The sequence below is a fragment of the Bacillus sp. SRL337 genome (genome assembly GCF_984799155.1).
In genome coordinates this window covers 4,561,076-4,581,060 of the sequence record NZ_OZ481793.1, presented here as the reverse complement: position 1 = coordinate 4,581,060, position 19,985 = coordinate 4,561,076, and the positions used below count along the sequence as shown (strand labels likewise).

16 protein-coding genes are annotated in these 19,985 nt (G+C 43.6%); 7 read left to right on the top strand and 9 right to left on the bottom strand.

Features of this window, described 5'->3' with window-relative positions; all coding sequences use genetic code 11:
* Positions 1–1,016: 1,016 nt before the first annotated feature.
* The 6 genes from rluF to AC4E8A_RS22840 all read right to left on the bottom strand — a co-directional run bounded on the left by rluF (position 1,017) and on the right by AC4E8A_RS22840 (position 7,555).
* Positions 1,017–1,733 carry a 23S rRNA pseudouridine(2604) synthase RluF gene (rluF, locus tag AC4E8A_RS22865; RefSeq protein WP_490196116.1) on the bottom strand — a complete coding sequence of 239 codons (717 nt, stop codon included), beginning with the start codon at positions 1,731–1,733 and terminating at the stop codon, positions 1,017–1,019.
* Positions 1,734–1,909: 176 nt separating this feature from the next.
* Positions 1,910–3,856, bottom strand: a complete 1,947-nt coding sequence (locus AC4E8A_RS22860) for an ABC transporter permease (protein WP_490196115.1) — start codon at positions 3,854–3,856, stop codon at positions 1,910–1,912.
* Positions 3,846–4,607: an ABC transporter ATP-binding protein gene (locus AC4E8A_RS22855; RefSeq protein ID WP_490196114.1), complete on the bottom strand. Its 762-nt coding sequence runs from the start codon at positions 4,605–4,607 to the stop codon at positions 3,846–3,848. Before AC4E8A_RS22855 ends, AC4E8A_RS22860 begins: the two co-directional genes overlap by 11 nt.
* A gap of 101 nt (positions 4,608–4,708) precedes the next feature.
* Positions 4,709–5,713: a sensor histidine kinase gene (locus AC4E8A_RS22850; RefSeq protein ID WP_490196113.1), complete on the bottom strand. Its 1,005-nt coding sequence runs from the start codon at positions 5,711–5,713 to the stop codon at positions 4,709–4,711.
* The gene (locus AC4E8A_RS22845; RefSeq protein ID WP_490196112.1) at positions 5,710–6,399 is read right to left on the bottom strand and encodes a response regulator transcription factor; all 690 of its coding nucleotides are present in this window, start codon (positions 6,397–6,399) and stop codon (positions 5,710–5,712) included. Before AC4E8A_RS22845 ends, AC4E8A_RS22850 begins: the two co-directional genes overlap by 4 nt.
* Before the next feature lie 277 nt (positions 6,400–6,676).
* Positions 6,677–7,555 (bottom strand): dimethylarginine dimethylaminohydrolase family protein, encoded by an 879-nt coding sequence (locus AC4E8A_RS22840; protein ID WP_490196111.1) that lies wholly within the window; start codon positions 7,553–7,555, stop codon positions 6,677–6,679.
* Positions 7,556–7,851: 296 nt separating this feature from the next.
* Here AC4E8A_RS22840 and folE point away from each other — a divergent pair, with 296 nt between their 5' ends.
* Both folE and AC4E8A_RS22830 read left to right on the top strand, forming a co-directional pair.
* Positions 7,852–8,484: a GTP cyclohydrolase I FolE gene (gene folE, locus AC4E8A_RS22835; protein ID WP_490198966.1), complete on the top strand. Its 633-nt coding sequence runs from the start codon at positions 7,852–7,854 to the stop codon at positions 8,482–8,484.
* Between the two features lie 24 nt (positions 8,485–8,508).
* Complete coding sequence (locus AC4E8A_RS22830; RefSeq protein ID WP_490196110.1) at positions 8,509–9,279, top strand: SDR family oxidoreductase; 771 nt, start codon at positions 8,509–8,511, stop codon at positions 9,277–9,279.
* 47 nt (positions 9,280–9,326) lie between these two features.
* Here AC4E8A_RS22830 and AC4E8A_RS22825 read toward each other — a convergent pair whose 3' ends face one another.
* The 3 genes from AC4E8A_RS22825 to AC4E8A_RS22815 form a co-directional block, all read right to left on the bottom strand.
* Positions 9,327–10,220 (bottom strand): vanadium-dependent haloperoxidase, encoded by an 894-nt coding sequence (locus tag AC4E8A_RS22825; protein WP_490196109.1) that lies wholly within the window; start codon positions 10,218–10,220, stop codon positions 9,327–9,329.
* A gap of 542 nt (positions 10,221–10,762) precedes the next feature.
* Positions 10,763–12,226, bottom strand: coding sequence for a M20 family peptidase (locus tag AC4E8A_RS22820; RefSeq protein WP_490196108.1), 1,464 nt, complete (start codon positions 12,224–12,226; stop codon positions 10,763–10,765).
* A 360-nt stretch (positions 12,227–12,586) separates the two neighbouring features.
* Positions 12,587–13,555: a sugar phosphate isomerase/epimerase family protein gene (locus AC4E8A_RS22815; RefSeq protein WP_490196107.1), complete on the bottom strand. Its 969-nt coding sequence runs from the start codon at positions 13,553–13,555 to the stop codon at positions 12,587–12,589.
* Positions 13,556–13,753: 198 nt separating this feature from the next.
* Here AC4E8A_RS22815 and AC4E8A_RS22810 point away from each other — a divergent pair, with 198 nt between their 5' ends.
* From AC4E8A_RS22810 to AC4E8A_RS22790, 5 genes are all read left to right on the top strand, one after another.
* A complete protein-coding gene (locus tag AC4E8A_RS22810; protein WP_490196106.1) occupies positions 13,754–14,743 on the top strand; it encodes a LacI family DNA-binding transcriptional regulator in 990 nt (329 codons plus the stop codon).
* Between the two features lie 133 nt (positions 14,744–14,876).
* Positions 14,877–15,848, top strand: a complete 972-nt coding sequence (locus AC4E8A_RS22805; RefSeq protein ID WP_490196105.1) for a substrate-binding domain-containing protein — start codon at positions 14,877–14,879, stop codon at positions 15,846–15,848.
* Between the two features lie 85 nt (positions 15,849–15,933).
* Positions 15,934–17,448: a sugar ABC transporter ATP-binding protein gene (locus AC4E8A_RS22800; RefSeq protein WP_490196104.1), complete on the top strand. Its 1,515-nt coding sequence runs from the start codon at positions 15,934–15,936 to the stop codon at positions 17,446–17,448.
* Positions 17,441–18,418, top strand: a complete 978-nt coding sequence (locus AC4E8A_RS22795; RefSeq protein ID WP_490196103.1) for an ABC transporter permease — start codon at positions 17,441–17,443, stop codon at positions 18,416–18,418. The genes AC4E8A_RS22800 and AC4E8A_RS22795 overlap by 8 nt, the downstream gene beginning before the upstream one ends.
* Before the next feature lie 11 nt (positions 18,419–18,429).
* Entirely contained in the window at positions 18,430–19,464 is a 1,035-nt protein-coding gene (locus AC4E8A_RS22790; protein WP_490196102.1) for a Gfo/Idh/MocA family protein, read from the top strand.
* Positions 19,465–19,985: the final 521 nt, after the last annotated feature.

Genomic DNA, 19,985 nt, shown 5'->3' with positions numbered 1-19,985 from the left:
AGCTATGAGGTGGTCGATTCAGAGAAAAGCCAAATCGATGTGGTCATAGAGGAGCTATGAGGTGGTCGATTCAGAGAAAAGCCAAATCGATGTGGTCATAGAGGAGCTATGAGGCGGTCGATTCAAAAAAACCTCAAATCGATGTGGTCATAGAGGAGCTATGAGGCGGTCGATTCAGAGAAAAACCAAATCGATGTGGTCATAGGGGGCTCAATGAGGTGGTCGATTCAGAGAAAAACCAAATCGATGTGGTCATAGAGGAGCTATGAGGCGGTCGATTCAGAGAAAAGCCAAATCGATGTAGTCATAGAGGAGCTATGAGGCGGTCGATTCAGAGGAAAAACCAAATCGATGTGGTCATAGGAGCTCAATGAGGTGGTCGATTCAGAGAAAAACCAAATCGATGTAGTCATAGAGGAGCTATGAGGTGGTCGATTCAGAGAAAAGCCAAATCGATGTGGTCATAGGGGGTCAATGAGGCGGTCGATTCAGAGAAAAGCCAAATCGATGTAGTCATAGAGGAGCTATGAGGCGGTCGATTCAGAGGAAAAACCAAATCGATGTGGTCATAGGGGCTCAATGAGGGGGTCGATTCAGAGAAAAACCAAATCGATGTGGTCATAGGGGCTCAATGGGGCGGTCGATTCAGAGAAAAGCCAAATCGATGTAGTCATAGGAGCTCAATGAGGTGGTCGATTCAGAGGAAAAGCCAAATCGATGTGGTCATAGGGGCTCAATGAGGTGGTCGATTCAAAAAAAACTCAAATCGGTGTAGTCATAAGAGGATGACCGTCGAAAGGCGAGCGGGGTACATCAAACTCGAAAACCCAAAGATGATGATTCTCGAAGGGCGTGTACAAAAGATCGAAAACACAAAAAAGATGTCCCCCGCAGCGAAAGCAGGGACATCCATAATCGAACAAAATATAAATCCAGCCCTCGCCTAGAATTGAAGACTCTCCAGGTGAAGAAGTTCTGCTGGCTAACTGATGTCAGGCTGCCTTAAGTGGTACAAATCACCATTCCTTCGGCTCATAATCCAGGTCACGGAACAATTGCTGTTTTTCCTTCTTGGTCAGGTCGCGCCATTGTCCCACCGGCAGGTTCCCCAAATGGATGTTCATGATGCGCACGCGCTGAAGCCTGAAGACATCATATCCCAACGCCTCGCACATACGGCGGATCTGCCGGTTCAGCCCTTGGGTCAGGATGATTTTGAAATCAAACTTTGAAAGCTGCTCGACTTCACAGGGCAGGGTTTTGGTCCCCAGTATCTTGACGCCTTCGGACATTTGTTTCAAGAACTCGGGGGTAATCGGTTTGCCTACAGAAACGATATACTCTTTCTCATGTTGATTTTCCGCCCTGAGTATTTCATTGACGATATCTCCATCATTCGTGAGCAAGATCAAGCCGTCAGAATCTTTATCAAGCCGACCGATGTTGAATATTCTTAGTGGATGGTTCACCAGATCAACAATGTTTCCTTTGACGCCCTTTTCAGTTGTACTCGTAATCCCGACTGGTTTGTTCAATGCAATGTAAACATTGTTCCGGGCAACCCGGATCTGCTGTCCGCTTACCCTGACATCGTCACCAGGATTGACCTGGTCGCCGATCTTGGCCTGCTTGTCGTTGATGGTTACCCGGCCTTCTTCAATCAGCCTGTCTGCTCCTCGCCTTGAAGCTTTTCCGGCTTCACTGATAAATTTATTTATACGCAATTTCAACACACCTTCATCATTATCTTTGTTGTCTTAAGAATATCCAATTAGCGCCGGGTTTTCAAGGAAGGGCGGCGGCAGAAGGAAGATCATCCAAAGAAATGATCGTTTGGCAGAATGGTAATCTTGAAGAGTGACTGATTTATAGTTTAAACCCCCCGCCATGACAGCAAGGGGTATACCATTTATAGTGCTTCCTTGATTACTTTTTTATAATACAGGACGGACAGGAAACCAAAGATTGAATAGAGAGCCGTATAGAGCCCCATTACAATGATCATCGGTGTCCACAGTTCGGTTCCGAACAAGAACCAGCCAGATTTGACGGCAAAATAGCTGTGAAGCAAGCCCACGACAAGCGGTATTCCGAAGTTATAGATTTGTTTCAGTTGTATGCCTTTCAGCAGGTCTCCTTGTGTATAGCCAAGCTTTCTCAGGATGGTGTAGTGGTGGCGTTCACTTTCGCTTTCATCCATTTGTTTAAAGTATAGGATGCAGCCTGAGGTAATCAGGAATGCCAGTCCAAGGAAGCCGACGATGAACATTGTAAGCCCCATCATTTGCTTTTGTCTATTTGCCATAGCCAACTGTGAATCGTTAGGATTTTCTTGATCGAACCTGCCTTCACTGAAGATAGCATCTGCTTCTTCAAGCTGTGAGGGCTCTTTAATATCAATTCCTGTGTAAAGGGCAGAGGCCTTTTGAATTTCCGGATCCAAGTCATTCTTTAATTTTTCAAAAACCGAGTCATCTACGATTGCAACAGGAAGACCACCTGCAGTGAAATACCAGGAGATATAATGATCTTTTCGGATTCCCAGGTATTTTTGTGGAATTTCCCCAGAGTTGCTGTTCAACGTAACTTTTCCTGAATCTCTTAGTGACAGGAAAGACATTAACATATCGTCATAGCCCGTAAATAGGAGTTCATCGTTTTCAAGCTCAACGCCTTCTGCAGCCTTTTCACTGATGACAGGATAGGTCATATCTTCAGGGTTCACCATTAATTTATCCATATCTATATCCATGATATCGGCTGTATCCAGCTGTACTTGCAGAACCTCAATTTGGGTTTCAGTAAATGGAATGCTGCTCTTCTCCAATTTATTCATGAATTGCTCGGCATCATCCGTTTGGGTAAAAGCAAAATCAGACGGCACATTATTTTCAGCCATTTTTTCTGCTGAATAATAAGAGATGTAGCTTAAAGAAAGGAGGCCGATTGCCAGTGCTGAAACGGTCGTAATGATGGTTAGAAGCAGGGCGTTCGATTTCATCCGGAACATGATGGATGAAAGGGATAAGACCTCGTTTATATTCAGGTAACCATTTTTTCTTTGTCGAATTATGTTGGCTATGAAACGTACGGATCCCTTGTAAAAGAAGTATGTTCCGATGATAACAGATGCCAGGATGAATGCCATGGCAAAGAATAATTCATTGATCGTGGTGAGATCACCGCCAAATAATTTAGAAGAAACATAGTAGCCTGACACGATGAGCAGAAGACCGAGTGTGCCCATGAGGATCTCCCAAATGGAAATCTTTTTGACCCTGCTTTCTGTAGAGGAGATGACCCTGAACAATGACAGGATACTTTGCCTCTTGATGAAGGTGTAGTTCAAAAACATGATCAGCAGATAGATTCCTGCAAATACAATCAATGTCTGAATAAGTGCCCTCTCAGAAAAGGTAAGGGAGGCAACGGCGTCCACTGAAGTGATTTTGAACAAAATCATGAGAATCAACTTTGAAAAAGCAAAGCCGATTAAAATCCCGGCAATGATGCTCCCAAAGTAAAGAATGAAATTTTCTGCGGTCAAAATTCGGAAGATCCTGTTTTTGGTTAATCCAATAAGTTGAAACAATCCAATCTCTTTGCTGCGCCTTTTGATGAAAATGTTGTTGGCATACAAGAGGAAAATCGCAACAATGGCAACCAGTAATACGGATGCTGTTTTAATGGCTGCAGCCCCTTTGATGGACCCTTTTGTTCCTTCCATTGCCGGGTCGTATTGTAAGGTGACAAAGGCGAAGTAAAGGGCGACACTGAAGATCAGCGCAAAGACATACAGATAGTAATTTTTCAGGTTCTTCTTCAAATTGCGGAAGATGAGTTCATTAATGTTCATACTGCACACCGCCAAGGACAGCCTGTGTTTTGATGATGTCTTTAAAGAAGCTTTGCCTTGATTGTTCACCTTTGACAAGCTGGGTATAGATTTGGCCGTCTTTTATGAAAATGACTCTTGTACAGAAGCTCGTAGCAGTCGGATCATGAGTGACCATGGCGATGGTGGAATTTCTTTTTTGATTCAGATCACTAAGTTTATTGAGGAGATCGGATGCTGATTTGGAATCAAGGGCTCCCGTGGGCTCATCGGCAAAAATGATGCTTGGTTCATGAATGAAAGCCCGTGCTGCAGAGGTCCGCTGTTTTTGTCCTCCAGAAATTTCATTAGGATATTTATCCTTGATTTCGTATATTCCCAACTCTTCAGCTAAGGATTTGAAACGTCTTTCTGCTTCTTTCCTTGGCGTTTTGGTGATGGATAAAGGCAGAAGGATGTTCTCTTTGACAGTCAGGGTATCGAGCAGGTTATATTCCTGAAAGATGAACCCCAGGTGGCTCTTTCTGAATTCTGCCAGGTGCTTTTCTTTTAAGGAAGTCATTTCGCTTCCGTTGATTATGATGCTTCCGCCGCTCACTTTATCAATGGATGAAAGCACGTTGAGCAAGGTGGTTTTTCCCGAACCGGATGCACCCATGATGCCGACGAATTCCCCCTCCCCGATCGATAGGTCGATTCCTTTCAGGACGTCTTGTTTATTAAATTTATTCCCGTAGCTTTTATGGATTTTAGCTGCTTCCAAAATAGTCATGGCTTCAATCTCCTTTTAGGTTGATAAGTCCATTATAGAAAGGGGGCGGGCAAAGTTCCTTCGAATCATCTAACAATGTGCAAAAGCATGTGACAGTTTTGTCACATGCTCCTGATATTGATAAAATCATTTTCTTGAGGAAAGGTGAGCAAAAAGGTGGTGCCGGTGCCTGGCTTGGAATCAGCTGAAAGACTGATATGAAGAGGTCCGGCTGCTTTCTTGGCAAGGTATAACCCCATCCCTGTTGATGCACTGTCCTGGTGGTGGGAGGTAGAAGTGAAGCCCTTATCAAAAATCCTGGGAAGGTCCTTAGGATCGATGCCCCTCCCGAAATCCTGTATCGTGAGTAAGGTTAATTCATCTTTACAGCTGCTTTTGATGATAATATCAGAGTCCCTGCTGTATTTCACCGCATTGGACAATACCTGTCTGAGGATGAATGCAAGCCACTTGGCATCACTGATGACAAGGGTCTTATCCAGGTTGAGTTCAAACCCGATCCCTTTTTGGATGCACCACGATTGCAGTGTTTTGATTTCTCCATGAAGCAGCTCTTCCAAATCGGTTTCTTCTATATACAAGTCACTATCTATGAAAGATATCCTTTTTTGGTGAAGCTTCTGATCCAAAAGCAGATGAATTCGAAGCCATTCAAAGGTCAGGGCAGCCTTCATCGGTTCATCTTTCATCCTCCCAATCATGAGATGCATGGCGGTCATCGGTGTTTTTACCTCATGAATCCAGGAGAGGAGGTCGTCTTTTTCCTGCTCGAGTTCCACAAGGTTTTTAGAAGCAGCTTTTCTCAATGTTTCCGTTTGCCCGGTTAAGCTGTCCTCAATGATCTGTTCAAACGGACTTTCGCTGCGGGCAAGGGTGGACGGATCAAGGTCATTGGCGCGCTCGATTAAGGATCTGTAAAACTTTGTCTCTTTGTTATAACGGACGGCAAGGAAGATTGAAAAAATGATCAATGATAGAAACACGAAATAAACAATTGGTTCCAGTCGGGTGGATGTATCGAGATAAGCGAAAAAGAGCAGGAATAATAGTAAGAATAAGATGAGTGAAATCCAGCTGAGTCTTTCCCGCAAATAGATTTTGATCATAAGGCTGTCTCTTCCTTTGCGCTGTATCCTTGTCCGACTTTTGTTTGGATGAGATGGCCAAGCCCGATCTCTTCAAGGCGTTTGCGGAGCCGATTTACATTGACAGTGAGGGTATTGTCACTGATGAAACGTTTGTCATCCCATAAGCTTTCCATTAATTTTTCACGGCTGACAATTTTGTTCTTTTCTTTTATCAGCAGTTTGAGAATGAAAATCTCGTTTTTCGTCAGTTCGATCATTCCTGCTTCGTTTGTAACGGTATTTTTTTCGTAATCAACTGCGGCGCCATTCCAGGTCTTCAGTTGAACATTTTCAGTATTGTAATTATAGACCCTTCGTAAAATGGCTTGAATCTTGGCCACCAGCACCTCGAAGTGAAACGGCTTCTGGATAAAATCATCGGCCCCAAGCTGCATGGACATAACCATATCTGTAGGATGGTCACGGGAAGATAAGAAGATGATCGGGACATTGGAGTGGGAACGAATCAGCCGGCACCAGTGAAAACCATCAAACTTTGGCAGCTGAATGTCAATGATGACCAATTCCGGTTTGTATTCGGTGAACTCCTGTAGGACCTGCCCAAAGTCATTGACTCCCTTCACATCATATGACCATTGGGAAAGCCGTTCTTTTATCTCATTAAATAGGGTTGAGTCATCTTCAATGACAAGAATCCTAAACATTTATAACACCACACTGTCTACCTGATTTTAATACGATTATAGCAAAATTCACCTTGAGTACGACACGTGTTGGGGAAATTTCAAAAAGCGATGATGAACATAACAAAATTAAGGTTTTCCATTATCGGTGCTCAACTCCATGGGACGCGAGGCAGGGCATATACGGCGGTAATATTAAAATAAAAAAAGAGAACGGAGTCCAAGCGACTTCATCCTCCAAATAGTATGGTTTTAGTTTTTTATTTCATACCTGAGTTGAAATTCCTTTTACTAACTACTAATGTGCCGATGTATCTCCACTGCTTTCCCTCAAGATCGGCAAGGAACAGCAGCGGAAGGATCCGCCTGATTTGATGATTTCAGTGATATCGACTTCCAGCACATCGTAACCTCTATCTCGCAGTTTCTTGTTCACCTCTTTATTGACGGGGAGACTGAGAATTTTCTTGCTGCCGATAGATAAAAGGTTGGTTCCTAGTGTAAATTGTTCATCTTTCGAGACATCGATCAACTCATAGCGTGAGCCGAAGAACTCTATGTCCTGTTCTGTCAGAGCCTCACGGAATATGAGTGCTTCTGTAGGTGAGATGACATTGAATACACAGTCTAAATGAAGGTACTCGGCTTTGAATTTAATGCCCTTTACATCATAGTTTGGCAGGAGGCTTTGAAGATGATCGACGGAACTCTGGGTTGTCCTGTCGCTGAGCCCCACATACACAGTGTTTTGGTCGATGACTACGTCTCCGCCTTCAATTCTGTCTTCCGCAAGGTTATAGTAGGAAAGATCTTCATCCTCAAGCCATTGCTTCAGGACAGCCTCTTCGCCTCTTCTGACCTCACTTGCCATTCTGGCAACGAAAACGGTCTGTCCGAGGGTAAACCCGATATCCCTTGTGAAAACCTGTTCATGATATTTTTTATGATACGGCAGCAGGGCAACCTCCACACCATTGTCTCTAAGTGTTTTGACGAACTCTCCATGCTGTTCAACTGCTTTTTCTATATGTATACCCTCATCCTTAAACTTTCGCTGGGTTTCATTGATGACATCCCTGATCGTCATATAGTGAGGCTCACAAAGAATGACCCGCTTCAAAGTGTCATACTCACTGTTGCAAAACGTTCTGTGGCTCTTGGGGGATCCAGTACTCATAATAACTCTCCTCATAAATGAATTTACCCTTAGGATAGACTGTATGAGCTGATTATATTTATGGTTTTTTTAATGTGATGCGCTTTACCGCTTTAAAGCAGCCGGGGACTGTCCCCGGCTGCTTTAAAGCGGTGAAGTAGTAATGGAGAGTATCGAGATGAAAATGGTAATGATTTTCAAGAAGCGTTCCACCATAAAAGGTTTATAACTTTTGTGATATAGTAGGGATACATGAAACCGTAAGATGTTCTCTTAAGGTTTTATTTCATAATAGAGTGGAGAGATTTATTATGTTAATGACCGAAGATCAGTTCATGATTAAAAGGCTCCAGGATTTATTCAAAGGGACTTCTGGAGATTTAGATAAAGATATCATCAAAGCCCGTCAGTATATGGATGGGATAAAGAACCTTATTGAGATCTGCGGAGATGACCCTGAACGCGACGGGCTTCAGGAAACGCCGTTCCGAGTGCTGAAGGCATTCATGGAGTATACAGAGGGATACAGGGAAGATCCAAAGCTTCACTTGGAAAAGACATTCGACGTTGAGCATAAAGAGCTGGTGATGGTAAAGGACATTGAATTCTATTCCATGTGTGAGCATCATTTTGCACCGTTCTTTGGCGTCGCACACGTTGGTTATATACCAGATAAGAAAATCACTGGTTTATCCAAAATCGGCCGTATGGTCGAAGGGTATGCCAAACGTTTTCAGGTTCAGGAAAGACTGACAAATGAAATTGCCCAAGCTGTGGAAGGGATTTTGGAACCACAGGGCACAATGGTTGTAGTCGAAGCGAAGCATATGTGCATGTGCGGGCGCGGCATCAAGAAATCAAATTCATCTACGACAACTACAGCGGTACGGGGCTTGTATGCTGATCAAGCTGATGCAAGAATGGAATTCATTTCTCTTCTTAATAGATAAAGTTGATATTGCAGGTGAGTGAAAATGAGACATGCAGTGATTACTGCCGGTTCCAAGGGGCTCGGTAAAAAGGTGACGGAGCATTTCCTTGAGAGAGGCTGTTCGGTTACCGTCAATTTCAAAAGTGACTTTGCCCGGGTTGAACAGTTAAAGCAGGAGTGGGCACCTTATCTTGAACAGCTCCAGTTTGTTCAAGGGGATATCACAAAGAAGGAAGACATCGTCAGGATTGTCAGACAGGCGATGGACCGTTACGGGCGTATTGATTATTTGATTAATAATGCTGGCCCCTATATTTTTGAACGTAAGAAATTGATTGATTATGACGATGCCGAGTGGGAAGAGATGATTAACGGGAATTTAACGGCTGTTTTTCATTTTCTCAAACTGACGATTCCGATTATGAGAGAACAAAAATTCGGCCGTATTGTCAATTACGGCTTTCAGGATGCCGAGCACTCCCCGGGCTGGCTTTACCGGTCGGCTTTCAGTGCAGCGAAGGTAGGATTGGTTTCTTTAACAAAATCCATTGCGCTGGAGGAAGCTGAATATGGGATTACCGCCAACATGATCTGTCCTGGCGATATCAGGGGAGATATGAAAGAATCATCCATTGACACCGCCAGGGCGATCAAGGATGACCGGACACCGATTGGAAGGTCGGGTACCGGCGAGGATATCTCCCGTATCATCGGATTCATTTGTGATGAGAAGTCGGATTTGATTACCGGGAGCATCATCTCAGCTTCCGGAGGGATCAATGTCGTGAACCGGAATGGGCTGCTGCATTCATGAGAAAATCCCGTATCAACATTGATGCGGGATTTTTTGTGCTTTCTAAATTACATAAGCTTCTTTAGGAGCGGCTTGGGGACATCCTGGTTCTGCGGGGTTTTTTTCTGCCTTTTTTCGTCTCCTAGAGTCAATGAAGAGCATCCGGCAGGAAAATCATAGGGGATGAATTGACGGTAATCCTCAGGAAAGAGGCTGGCATTTTTATAGACAGGGGAAATAATGTTTGGATCAAATCCCTGCTGGCTTTTTACATTGTTGATCACAGCTTTTCCAACAGTTCTGCCTAAGCGCAGCCCCTCACTATTATCTGAAGGGAAATGCACGCCTCCATACAATCTGCTGTCAGCATCATCTTCTGCAATCTTTCTCAGCTTGCGGGCCTCTTTAGGGAAGAAGTAACTTAATACAGCCTCGGCACATCCCGACATGACAGCATGCCCGGAAGGATAAGTCGGAAAACGGGGTGTGCACAAAAGTGTTTTTAGTGTCTGGTCATATTGGTTCGGCCTTGCTGTATCCCATTTGTACTTGAGATCCCAGGTCACGACCATGGCATCATTGACAGCTCCATGAAAACAAGCTTGTATTTGAGCCGAAGCAGTCGGAGAGACATTATAGGTATCAATCAGCCGGTCTATTACAGGTGTCCACTGCTTAGTAGGCACTCCTGCTCCGTAATAGACAGCAATCTGTTTTTGTTCTGGCGTCAAAGTATCCAGAGATCTTTGCACTACTTTAAGTTCTTTACGAAAATCAATCTTATCAGGATGTAAGAGAGCCAAATCTACCTTTTTTCCCGCTGGGGTGATGATCTCACCATTTTGTGTGCGCTTTAAATAGGTAAGCGGCCAAGAACCGGCAGAAGGTGTCACCGGATCATCGGGAGGTGAACTTTCGCCAGCATAGGGAACATCCGACCATACTAAATAGCGTTTTTTCAAAAAAATCACCTCCTTTTCACCATCATATGAAAGAGGTGTACAAGAGGAGTAGGTGAAAAGATCATTTATTACATCATAAAAAAATCCTGTTTATGGGGGGGAACGAAAAGAGCTTTTGATAAGAACTGTGGGCTCTGCTCCAAGTGTGCGGCTCGCGGGCGGTGCTGACCCTTATCGGCTGCATAAAAAGCGAAAGCGGCCGTTAGCGATGTACGGATAAAGGAAACATTCCCTTTGAACAGGAATGAACCCCAACGATAAATCCAGTTGATATCAGAAAAAATCCATAATCCAATTTTTTCTTGAACCACTCTTTGGATCCAGCGTGCTGACATCTGGCAGTGAGGCAGCGGGAAATCCGTTGGGCAATGGCCGCTGCAGCCAAGCAAGTACCGTTAGGCCCGCATTAGATTACCTTTTTTCCAGCTCAATCACTCCTAGATATTCATTAGATTTAGAGAAACAGATTTGATTTTCACCATTTTAAGGCTATTCGCCCCGCAGAGTGTGTCATCTTTCTTTCATCCTCAAAACCGAATCCATTATCTTTGGTTACTCTCTTTAATTACTTCAATATAGAACTGGATTGCTTTGATATAATTCTCAATGCTGATATGTTCATTTGTCCCATGCATCCGGTTCAGATCCTCAGAGGTGATTTGCACAGGCAGGAATCGGTAGGTGTTATCTGAAACGCTGTCATAGTGTTTGGCATCCGAACCGGCAAACATCAGGTAAGGGGCAATGACGGCTTTGTCATACACATTCCTGGCTGCCTGCTGGACAGTTTGAAAGGGCTCCCCTTCAACAGAGGATACCTTCGTTGCCTCACTTCCTGCCACTTCCACCAGTATTCCTTCATCATCAATGGTTTCCTCAATGAAAGTCTTTACATCTTGCAAAGAATCTCCCGGCATCAAACGCAGGTTGATGACAGCAGAAGCCTTTTCAGGCAGGGCATTATATTGCTCGCCTGCCTGGAATATCGTCGGGGCAATCGTCGTTCTGATCAAGGCAGCAGAGGCAGGCTCCTTTAGTAAGACGTTTTCAATAATCGGCTCAAAGATCCACTTATTAGAGAAGATATATCTCATCCCAACGTTCATTTCAGGGGCAACGTATTCAAATAAATCTTCACCGGGCCCTTTAAGGTCTCCGGGAAACTGAGTTTCTTCCAGTTTGGCAATAGCGCCAGCGATTCTTCCTATATTCGTCCTGCTCTTTGGCTGTGAGGAATGTCCGCCGCTGCCCTCAATGGACAAGGTTGCCGTTGCCGACCCTTTCTCTGAAATACCGACAACTCCAACAGGAGATTCGACTCCAGGTACCATTTCTTCCACTATCGCACCGCCTTCATCCAGTACGAACTCAAACTGGATTCCCCGTTCCTTCAAGGTGTCAGCGATTGCCTTGGCACCTAAGTCACCGCCGATTTCTTCATCGAAACCGAACATGAAGTACATATCCCTTTCCGGCTGAAAATGGTCGGTTAAAAGAAATTCAAGTGATTCAAGGATTCCGATCACCCCAATTTTATCATCAAGGGTACCGCGGCCCCAGATTTCATTATCCACAACAGTCCCGCTGAAAGGATCCTGCTCCCAATTTCGTTCTGTCCCCCCCAATACCGGCACCACATCATAATGGCTTGTTAAGCCGATTGGTTGTTTAGATGAATCTGCCCCAGCCCATTTATATATCAGGGCATAATCGTTTACCTTTTCTAGTGTAAGCTGGTTATGTACAGCAGGATAGCTTGTCTCCAGAAACGCAATGAACTCCTCAAATTCTTTAAACTCATATCTGCTGCGGTCCTGATAGGATACAGTTTCATAGGTGATGGCTTCCGAAAGGTGATTAACAGCTTCTTCTTGATTGATAGCACTTTGAGTTGGATGCGGGTCCGGCTGTCTGGATTTTATCGAAAATAAATTGTAGGCGGTTACGGAAATAAAGATAAATAGCAGAGCCAGCATCATCAACAGAAATAACTTCCCCTTTTTCAACCGGTTCTCCCCCTTTTTATCACTAGTATAATTTAAAAAGTATATTTTTAGAATAGTCTGTAAATAGTTTTGCTAAAAGGTTGAACTCATTTCCTGTTATCCAAAGGCTCTTTTCGTGAACTTTGCTGCTATTTGGGAATAATTCCGAAAGAAAGTGGAGTAATGAACCGGAAAAAAATCTGTTTAGCAAGAGAGAAAAGAGCTTCTCTCTTCTTTCAGAGCGAAAAACGCAGTATGCAGGGGGAAAATCCGGCTTTTGGGATTTTTCCGAAAGCAACAATGTATGCGAAAACAGCCTCTTCAAAAGAAAAAGCTTTATCTCCACAAGGAAATAAAGCTTAAAAGATACCGCTTACAAAATTAAGCCCACCACATTTCACCTACAGACTCTTTGACCATGACAGGTTTAAGAGTTTCGACTGCTTTGGTAAATCCTTCATTAATCGACATGAGTCCATCCTCGTGCTCAATGCTGACAACATAGTCATAATCATATAAGCGAAGCGTGCTGATCATGTCTGCCCAGACTTTTTGATCATGACCAAATCCGACAGTCCGGAAATACCAGGAACGATCGCGAAGCTCCGAATAGTCGGTCATATCGGTAAGACCATGCCGATTCATGTTCTGCTGATCGATGATGGTATCTTTCGCATGGAAATGATGAATGGCGTTTTCGCGGCCAAGTAGTTTAATCGCTTCGACGGGATCAATTCCCTGCCACCACATATGGCTTGGATCCAGGTTTGCCCCTATAGCAGGCCCGCAGGCTTCCCTCAAGCGGAGCATTGTGGAAGGCGTATGGACAGAAAAGCCTCCGTGCAGCTCCAACCCAATTTTCACATTATGGGCTTCGGCAAAATCATTCTTTTCTTTCCAGTAAGGAATCAACTTCTCTTCCCACTGCCATTTAAGTACTTCCTGGAAGTCATGCGGCCAAGGTGTAACAGGCCAATTTGGATACAGTGCATTTTCATGATCACCAGGGCATCCGGAGAATGTATTCACGACAGGCACTCCCAGCCTGGATGCTAACTTAATGGTTTTTACCAGTATTTCATCGGCAGGTTCAGCCAGTTTCTTTTGGGGATGCAGAGGATTTCCATGACAGCTTAATGCACTGATTATCAAGCCGTGGTCCTCGATTTTTTGTTTAAAGCTGTTGAGGCTGTTATCGTCTCCCAGCAGTTCATCAACTTTGCAATGTGCATCTCCAGGGTATCCGCCTGTACCCAGCTCAATAGCCTCAATCCCTTTTGAAGAAACATATTTTAACATGTCATCAAAGCTTTTATCTGAGAATAAAACTGTAAAGACACCTAATTTCAAAAGAATACCTCCTTGATTAAATGTTCAGAATTTATTGTTTTGTAATCCATTACATTTTTAACATATAGAAAAAATACGAATAAATCAATAGAGAACTAGGTAAAAAATTTTGTGTTGACAGAGAATTGGGGATATATTACCATTTGAATTGTAAACGATTACACACCTTCAAGACAGAGAAAGAAGGCTAGACAAACGATGGCAAACATCCAACAGGTTGCAAAAGAGGCCGGTGTGTCAGTTGCAACAGTATCAAGAGTATTAAACGGACAAAACTCAGTAGCGATCAAGACAAGAATCAAAGTGGAAGATGCGATCAGGAAATTGAATTATGAACCGAGCATGCTTGGCAGAAATCTTAGAAATTCCGAAAGCCGCATATTGCTGATCATGATTCCGACCATCTCCAATCCTTTTTACCTTGAAATCATTAAAGGAATTGAGCAGGTTGCCATAAGTCAAAATTACAATATCCTTTTGTGTGAAACAGATTCGGATCCTGAAAGGGAAAATATTTATTTCGACATGGTCAGAAAGAAGATGGCAGACGGTATTATCTCCATGGATCCCGCCGTAAATGTTGAAACGTTAAAACAGCTTGCCGAGAATCACGCCATTATCCAATGCAGCGAGTATTCTGAAGACAGCGGCATACCTTACATTACGATTGACAATGAAGAAGCATCTTATCGGGCAGTCAAACATTTAATCAAAATTGGCAACGAAAAGATTGCATTAATTAATTCAGATGAAAAAAACCTGTACGCCAGACTGCGTAAGAAAGGGTATCAGCGTGCATTGGAAGAGCATGGCATCCCTTTTAATGAGGAGTATGTCATCACCGTTCAGCAGCTTGGCTTCGATCATGGCCAGAATGCGATGAAGAAAATATTGAATCTCCAGGAAAAGCCCACAGCGGTATTTGCGGTATCTGATCTGCTGGCAATCGGTGCACTTAAGGAAATCAACAATAATGGGTTTCACTCACCGGATGATATTGCTGTTGTAGGATTCGATAAAATCGACTTTTCCAATATGACACACCCTACACTGACAACTATCGCTCAGCCGATGTATAAAATGGGGACAATGGCCGCAAAAATGCTGATTGATCAGATAAGAGGAGAAAAGGTCGAAAGCATCATACTAGAACATGAGCTGGTGATACGCGATTCCACTTCCGGGTGATCCGCTAAGCTCAGCGCTCTGTTATTAATCTTTCAGTTAATAATAGAGCGCTGACCTTAGATGTAAATGTAATCGATTACATGGAGGGGGAGCAAGAAATAGGGGCTTTTTTAAAGGTCTAAAAAACAAAGGGGTGCTTAGGTTGAAGAAATTTTTTGTATTATGTTTATCTTTACTAATGGTTTTTGGCTTGGCCGCTTGTAATACCGAAGAGGGAAGCGGCGGTGCAGACGATGATACGATCAAAATCGGTATCTCGCTGCCATCAGCTACCCACGGCTGGATGGGAGCTCTTATTGACAGTGCTGAGAAACAGGCACAGGCCCTTGAAGAGAGCGAAGGCATTGAGTATGTCATGACAAATGCGGCAGACCCGAATAAACAGGCGAACGATGTAGATGATCTTATTGCACAGGATGTAGATGCAATCGTTATGCTGCCAATCGAATCAGCAGCATTATCTCCTGTCGGTCAAAAAGTGAAAGACGCTGGGATTCCTCTTGTCATTGTCGACCGTGAACTTGAAAACGATGCAGCAACAGTGGTTGTTAAAGGCGACAACGAAGGAATCGGTGTCAATGCTGGTAAATATTTTGTTGAAAAGTTAAATGGAGAAGGTAAAGTCGTTGAAATTACAGGTCCTCCAAGCTCTGTTACTGAACAGCGCGGTTCAGGCTTCCAGGAAGCGATGGAAAGCACAGATGGCATTGAAGTGATTGCTTCACAAAGCGGTGATTTCTCTACTGAAAAATCATTGGAAGTAATGCAGAATATCCTTCAGGCCCATGACCACATCGATGCTGTTTTCACTCAGGATGATGGTATGGCACTGGGAGTATTGCAAGCAATTAAAGAAGCAGGTCGTGATGATATCCAATTCATCACTGGTGCCGGCGGCGGTAAAGGAGTATTTGAGAACATCCAGGAAGGCGGACTGATTTCTGCAACTTTCCTATACTCTCCGACAATGGTTGAAGATGCGGTGAAAATTGCTGCAGACCTTGCCCAAGGCGATGAGCCGGAAGAAACGATGGTCGTGAAGGAAGCAACACAGGTTACAGAAGAGAACGTTGACGAGTACTACGATCCTAACTCTAAATTCTAAAAAAAAGATAAGGAGGCTGTCTCATAAGGGCTTGGCCCTTGGCGTTTGAGCCAGTCTCCCTTTTTCTATAAAGGAGGGACTATATATGTCTTCAAATCCTTTCATGACGATGAAAAACATCCATAAGTCGTTTAATGGCGTACGTGTTTTAAAAGATGTCACACTAGAAGTGGAAAAAGGGGAAATTCACGCTCTGCTTGGTGAGAATGGCGCAGGGAAATCCACGTTGATGAATATACTAGGCGGTGTGCATCAGCCTGAAAGCGGTGCAATGTATATTAATGGAAACCAGGTGAAAATGCTTAACCCAAGATTATCACAAGAGCAGGGAATCAGTTTTATCCATCAGGAACTGAATGTGGTTGCTGATTTGAAAGTTTATGAGAATATGTTTTTGGGCTCCGAATTGCGCAGCAAATTCGGATTCCTCAAAGTGGAAGAGATGTGCAGGCAGACAAAAGATATTCTTTCACAGCTTGGAATTCAAATTAACCCGAAAGAATATGTACGGAACCTTGATACATCTTATAAGCAGCTGATTGAAATATCCAAAGCCCTGCTGCATAAATCAAAGCTGATTATCATGGACGAACCAACATCCTCATTAACGGAACATGAAGTGGAACGTTTGTTTGAACTGATGACGAACTTGAAACACTCCGGTGTCTCCATTATCTATATTTCTCATAAATTGAATGAAATCAAAGCTGTTTGTGACCGTTATACCGTACTTAGAGATGGTGAATTAGTAGGTACAGGCAGTATAGCAAACGAAGACGTGGACAGCATAACCAAATTGATGGTTGGAAAGTCGATCTCCGAAGATCGATTAAAGACCCATCATGATCTGGGCCCGGTCCTGCTTGAAGTGAAAAACTTAACAAATCAAGGAAACTATAAAAACATCCATTTTACAGTGCGAAAAGGAGAGATTGCCGGGTTTACCGGATTGGCGGGGGACGGCAGGACCGAACTGTTCGAAAGTTTATTTGGCTATCGAAAAAAATACAATGGTGAAATTAGAATCAATGACCAGCTGGTAAAAATAGATCACCCAAGCAAAGCTGTGAAGGCAGGTTTGGGATTTGTCCCTAAGGATCGGAAAGAAAATGCCATTATCAAAGATTTAAGTGTCATTCATAACATGACCATGTCCTCTATCGGAAATGTGGAAAAGACAGGTTTTATCAATGAAAAGATTGAGAAGGAAAAATTTCAGTTTTATAAAGAAAAGCTCAATATCAAGGTTCACAATCCACGCATCACCATCGACAAGCTCAGCGGTGGAAATCAGCAGAAAGTGATTATTGCTAAGTGGCTTGAGGTGGATACGGACATTATCATATTTGATAATCCGACACAGGGGATAGACGTCGGTGCAAAGCAGGAAATCTATCATCATATCCTATCACTGGCAGAACAGGGCAAAGCCGTGATCATCCTGTCTTCTGAAGCTCCTGAAGTCTTGAAGGTCTGCCACAACATCAATGTCATGTATCAAGGTGAAATTACAGCCAGGTTCAAAGGCGATGAGGCAACAGAAGATGAAATCATGAGGTATGCTACAGGTTCAAAAAGGGAGGCTGAAAAAATTGGCTAATGCTCAGTTGAAAGCAAATACGGGAGATACAAAATCGAATACACAAAGTCGCCTCTCTTGGCTGTGGTCAGAGTATAGCGTCATCATTGCATTTTTAATTATTTTTGTTGCGGCATCCATCATGAGTCCGAGATTCCTTGATCTCAATAACCAGCTGAACATCTTAATGCAGGTTTCCATTATCGGGATTGTTTCGCTTGGGATGACGATCGTTATGCTTTCCGGCGGCATTGACCTGTCAGTGGGTTCTGTCCTGGTTTTGGTCGGGGTTATTACAGTCCTTGCATTGAATGCGACGGGAAGTATACTTGTGGCTATCCTCACGGCGTTTATCGTTGGATCATTTGCGGGATTCCTTAATGGTTTGATGGTAGCCAAGGGGAAAATTGCCTCTTTTATTGCCACACTGGGAATGATGGCAGGTGCCCGTTCGATCGCGTTGTATATTGCCGAAGGTGGAAGTGTTTCAGGTGAAGTAACTGGTTTCACGGCAATTGCCAACAGTGATCTATGGATCATTGACTATCCGATTATCATTTTCCTGATCATGACGGTCTTGGTTTATATCCTGATGCATAAGACCCGGTTTGGAAGATACGTCTATGCTCTTGGAAGCAATGAAAAAGCCGCTCTGCTTTCAGCTATTCGGGTCGACCGTGTGAAAATTGGTGTATATACACTGACAGGTCTTCTGGTAAGTATTGCAGCCATCATAGAAACATCCCGCTTGAACTCCATTTCATCTTCCAGCTCAGGGGTGCAGTACGAACTGGATGCCATCGCAGCGGTCATCATCGGCGGAACCAGAATGACCGGAGGACGCGGAAAGATCATCGGTACCTTCTTCGGGGTGCTCATCCTCGGGATTCTTAATAACATGATGAATCTGATGAACGTATCGCCTCATCTGCAAGGATTTGTAAAAGGGTTGATTATCATCATAGCAGTAGTATTCCAAAAGAAAGAATAGAGGTGTAATGAATGGGATTAAAAGCAGGAATTATCGGCTGTGGGTCGATTGCGAAATTACGTCACGCACCAGAATATTTCGCTAATCCCCACGTTGATGAAATCATATTTTATGACAGGAACCCTGAGAGAGCTCAGAAGCTGGCTCAAATGTTCAATGGGGGTACAGCCTCTTCTGTTGAGGAACTGTTGGCAGATCAGACGATAGACGTCATCAGTGACTGCTCTTCGAATGAATATCACCATGTTTTTTCCACCAATGCACTCTTGAGCGGCAAGCATGTACTATGTGAAAAACCCATTGCCCTTACGGTTGATGAAGCCCGGACAGTGGTCGATGCCCAGAACCAATCAGGGAAAAAACTTATGGTAGACCATAATCAGCGGTTTACTCGTGCGCATCAGAAAGCAAGAGAAATCATCCAGAAGAATGAACTTGGTAAAGTCCTTTCCTTCAGAACGATCTTTGGACATGCAGGACCTGAGCATTGGGGAGTCAATAAATCCAACTCTACCTGGTTCTTCAAGAAAGACCGTTCCGGCCTCGGCGTTGCAGGGGATTTGGGGATTCACAAAATTGACCTGATGCATTATCTCCTGGATGATGAAATCACGGAGGTAAGCGCCTTTCAAGGAGCTCTGGATAAGGTGGATGAGAACGGAAACCCGATTGAAGTATGCGACAATCTCGTCTGCAGCCTAAAAACAAAAAAAGGCAGGCTGGGGAGTGCATCCTTTTCGTGGACGTATTACGGGGAAGAAGATAACAGCACGGTAATCTATTTCGAAAAAGGGATTATGAAGATTTATCACAGTGACGACTATCAACTAGAAGTCATTACCAAAGGTGGAGAAAGAGTCAACTATCAACTAGAAAGCATCCAGACCAATGATAATCAGACGACCAGCGGAGTGATCGATGAATTTGTCGACTGTGTCTTGAATGACAAGCCTTCCTTAGTGACGGGGGAGGATGCCCTTTTATCTCTTAAGGTCATTCTAGGAATATTGGAAGGAGCAAAGACGAATAGGGTCGTTACAATCTAATCGTCAGAGCCTAGTCCATCATGGATTAGGCTTTTTTCTTGGAAAGCATCGCAGATGTTGCTCTTTTTCTCCCATTAGCTTTAGAACCCTTTTAAAGTTTACCGTAAAAGCCATGGCACCTTGTAATTCCTTGCCAATGGACGTATTCCGTTTCCCAAAAGTCCGATCAGCATTCCTCTCAGGCAAAATTTCAGGAGAGTGAATACTTTAAGGAAAAGGCAAAAGAACGATACAAAATTAAATCGGAAAAATGTGGAAGAACCCTCGGGTGTCTTACTCTTCAATCCTTCCTTGTAACCCTTACATGCAGTGTCATCAAAATAATAAGTGTCCTTCTGATTATTGCCTCATCCTTTTTTCCATGCTAGCTTTCCGTATAGCCATATGTCCTGCCTTGCAGCCTACATACCCGCATCCTTATTGAACTAGAATTCATCCTCTTCCTAATAGAACTGAAATCAAACTGGTTTCCAAATTGAACCCGCTAATCACTCAGGGAAATCGAAACTGTATTCAATGGT

Coding starts and splice junctions, on each gene's coding strand:
- AC4E8A_RS22855 (WP_490196114.1), bottom strand. CDS start 4,607: ATGACTATTTTGGAAGCAGCTAAAATCCATAAAAGCTACGGGAATAAA.
- AC4E8A_RS22840 (WP_490196111.1), bottom strand. CDS start 7,555: ATGAGTACTGGATCCCCCAAGAGCCACAGAACGTTTTGCAACAGTGAG.
- AC4E8A_RS22845 (WP_490196112.1), bottom strand. CDS start 6,399: ATGTTTAGGATTCTTGTCATTGAAGATGACTCAACCCTATTTAATGAG.
- AC4E8A_RS22860 (WP_490196115.1), bottom strand. CDS start 3,856: ATGAACATTAATGAACTCATCTTCCGCAATTTGAAGAAGAACCTGAAA.
- AC4E8A_RS22790 (WP_490196102.1), top strand. CDS start 18,430: ATGGGATTAAAAGCAGGAATTATCGGCTGTGGGTCGATTGCGAAATTA.
- AC4E8A_RS22830 (WP_490196110.1), top strand. CDS start 8,509: ATGAGACATGCAGTGATTACTGCCGGTTCCAAGGGGCTCGGTAAAAAG.
- AC4E8A_RS22810 (WP_490196106.1), top strand. CDS start 13,754: ATGGCAAACATCCAACAGGTTGCAAAAGAGGCCGGTGTGTCAGTTGCA.
- AC4E8A_RS22850 (WP_490196113.1), bottom strand. CDS start 5,713: ATGATCAAAATCTATTTGCGGGAAAGACTCAGCTGGATTTCACTCATC.
- AC4E8A_RS22800 (WP_490196104.1), top strand. CDS start 15,934: ATGTCTTCAAATCCTTTCATGACGATGAAAAACATCCATAAGTCGTTT.
- folE (WP_490198966.1), top strand. CDS start 7,852: ATGACCGAAGATCAGTTCATGATTAAAAGGCTCCAGGATTTATTCAAA.